The organism is Dorea sp. ICN-14282 (genome assembly GCF_037890115.1).
Classification (GTDB): Bacteria; Bacillota; Clostridia; order Lachnospirales; family Lachnospiraceae; genus Dorea_B; species Dorea_B phocaeensis.
This window is the reverse complement of the sequence record NZ_JBBKBH010000008.1, coordinates 1-3,100: the sequence shown is the minus strand read 5'-3', so window position 1 is coordinate 3,100 and position 3,100 is coordinate 1. Positions and strand designations below refer to the sequence as shown.

The window sequence follows — 3,100 nt, the reverse complement described above, 5'->3', positions numbered from 1 at the left end:
ATATGTACCTTGAAAACCGCATATAAGAAATGAAAGTTAAGATAAATATCTTAAACAAGACATCCGAGGTAATTGTTATAACAGGTAATAATTACAACACTTCGAGACAACGAAGTAAAACAACAAACCTAGAACCAACGCCGATAACGCTATATCGGTGTCGATGAGAGAACAACCCGTTTCTCTGATCTGTTGGTCATGCTAGAAAGAGCGTATGGTGGATGCCTTGGCACTAAGAGCCGATGAAAGACGTGATAAGCTGCGAAAAGCTTCGGGGAGGAGCAAATATCCTATGATCCGGAGATATCTGAATGGGGAAACCCACTTGAGCAAACCTCAAGTATCCTTACGCCAATACATAACGTAAGGAAGGGAACCCGGTGAACTGAAACATCTAAGTAGCCGGAGGAAGAGAAAACAACAGTGATTTCGAAAGTAGCGGCGAGCGAAATCGAAAGAGCCCAAACCGGAGTGCGTGCACTCCGGGGTTCGGACCGCGGAATTGATTCCAGATCTTTAGCAGAATGGTTTTGGGAAAGCCAGCCAGAGAGGGTGAAAGCCCCGTAAGCGAAAGAGAGAAGGACAAGGCGGGATCCAGAGTAGGTCGAGACACGTGAAACCTTGACTGAAGGAGCGGGGACCACCCCGTAAGGCTAAATACTCCTTAGTGACCGATAGCGCATAGTACTGTGAAGGAACGGTGAAAAGAACCCCGGGAGGGGAGTGAAAAAGAACCTGAAACCATATGTTTACAAGCTGTGGAACATCTTTATATGATGAACCGCGTACTTTTTGTAGAACGGTCCGGCGAGTTACGCTGGCTGGCAAGGTTAAGCACTTTAAGGTGTGGAGCCGAAGGGAAACCAAGTCTTAATAGGGCGAGGAGTCAGTCAGAGTAGACCCGAAACCGGGTGATCTATCCATGTCCAGGTTGAAGTTGCCGTAAAAGGCAATGGAGGACCGAACCCACATCCGTTGAAAAGGGTGGGGATGAGGTGTGGATAGGGGAGAAATTCCAATCGAACCCGGAGATAGCTGGTTCTCCTCGAAATAGCTTTAGGGCTAGCCTCATACGAGTCTTGCGGAGGTAGAGCACTGAATTTCCTAGGGGGCGTCAAAGCTTACCGAAGAATATCAAACTCCGAATGCCGCGTAGATGATGTATGGGAGTCAGACTGCACGAGATAAGTTGGGTAGTCGAAAGGGAAAGAGCCCAGACCTGCAGCTAAGGTCCCAAAATGTGTGTTAAGTGGAAAAGGATGTGGGATTTCAAAGACAACTAGGATGTTGGCTTAGAAGCAGCCATACATTCAAAGAGTGCGTAATAGCTCACTAGTCGAGAGGTCCTGCGCCGAAAATGTCCGGGGCTGAAACACACTACCGAAGCTCAGGAATCAACGAATGTTGATTGGTAGAGGAGCATTGGATGCGAGACGAAGCAGTACCGGAAGGAGCTGTGGATTGCATCGAAGAGAGAATGCCGGAATGAGTAGCGAGAGGAAGGTGAGAATCCTTCCGGCCGAATATCTAAGGTTTCCAGAGTAAAGCTGATCTGCTCTGGGTAAGTCGGGGCCTAAGGCGAGGTCGAAAGACGTAGTCGATGGATAACAGGTGGAAATTCCTGTACCACAAACTAACAGAACTGTGGGGACACGTGTGGAAAGCATAAGCCGGGAATGGAAAGACCGGCGCAAGCGAAGTAGGAGAAGGGTAGGCAAATCCGCTCTTCAATCCAAAGGCGTGATGCGGACCGAACAGAAGTAGGGAAGTATGTGAGCCATGCGTCAAGAAAAGCCGCTATTGTTTAGTTTGTGCCCGTACCGTAAACCGACACAGGTGGATGAGGAGAGAATCCTAAGGCCGACGGGAGAAGCATTGTTAAGGAACTCGGCAAAATGACTCCGTAACTTCGGGAGAAGGAGTGCCAGTGAGAGCTGGCCGCAGAGAATTGGCCCAAGCAACTGTTTAGCAAAAACACAGGTCTATGCAAAACCGAAAGGTGAAGTATATGGGCTGACGCCTGCCCGGTGCTGGAAGGTTAAGGGGAGAAGTTAGCATTCGCGAAGCTTTGAACTTAAGCCCCAGTAAACGGCGGCCGTAACTATAACGGTCCTAAGGTAGCGAAATTCCTTGTCGGGTAAGTTCCGACCCGCACGAAAGGCGTAATGATTTGGGCACTGTCTCAACAATGCACCCGGTGAAATTGAAATACCAGTGAAGATGCTGGTTACCTGCGCCAGGACGGAAAGACCCCATGGAGCTTTACTCCAGCTTGATACTGGGATTCGGTATTGCATGTACAGGATAGGTGGGAGGCAAAGAAGTGGTTACGCCAGTAGCCATGGAGCCGCTGTTGGGATACCACCCTTGCAGTATTGGGTTTCTAACCAGAGGCCGTGAACCGGTCTGGGGACAATGTCAGGTGGGGAGTTTGACTGGGGCGGTCGCCTCCGAAAGGGTATCGGAGGCGCTCAAAGGTCCTCTCAGAATGGACGGAAACCATTCGTAGAGTGCAAAGGCAGAAGAGGGCTTGACTGCGACACCGACGGGTGGAGCAGGTACGAAAGTAGGACTTAGTGATCCGGTGGTATAAAGTGGGATTGCCATCGCTCAACGGATAAAAGCTACCCTGGGGATAACAGGCTTATCACTCCCAAGAGTTCACATCGACGGAGTGGTTTGGCACCTCGATGTCGGCTCATCGCATCCTGGGGCTGAAGTAGGTCCCAAGGGTTGGGCTGTTCGCCCATTAAAGCGGTACGCGAGCTGGGTTCAGAACGTCGTGAGACAGTTCGGTCCCTATCCGGCGTGGGCGTAGGATATTTGAGAGGAGCTGCCCTTAGTACGAGAGGACCGGGGTGGACTGGCCGCTGGTGTATCTGTTGAACTACCAGGTTCATGGCAGAGTAGCCAAGCCGGGACGGGATAAACGCTGAAGGCATCTAAGCGTGAAGCCCCCCTCAAGATGAGATATCCCTACGAAAGTAGTAAGACCCCTTGAAGACGACGAGGTAGATAGGACAGAGGTGGAAGTGTGGTAACACATGTAGCTGACTGTTACTAATCGGTCGAGGGCATGACCAAGCAAGGTGATAGGTAA

1 rRNA gene is annotated in these 3,100 nt (G+C 50.5%); it reads left to right on the top strand.

The window, feature by feature from the left end:
* Positions 1-194: 194 nt before the first annotated feature.
* Positions 195-3,084 (top strand): 23S ribosomal RNA (locus tag WKT00_RS11800).
* Positions 3,085-3,100 lie beyond the last annotated feature (16 nt).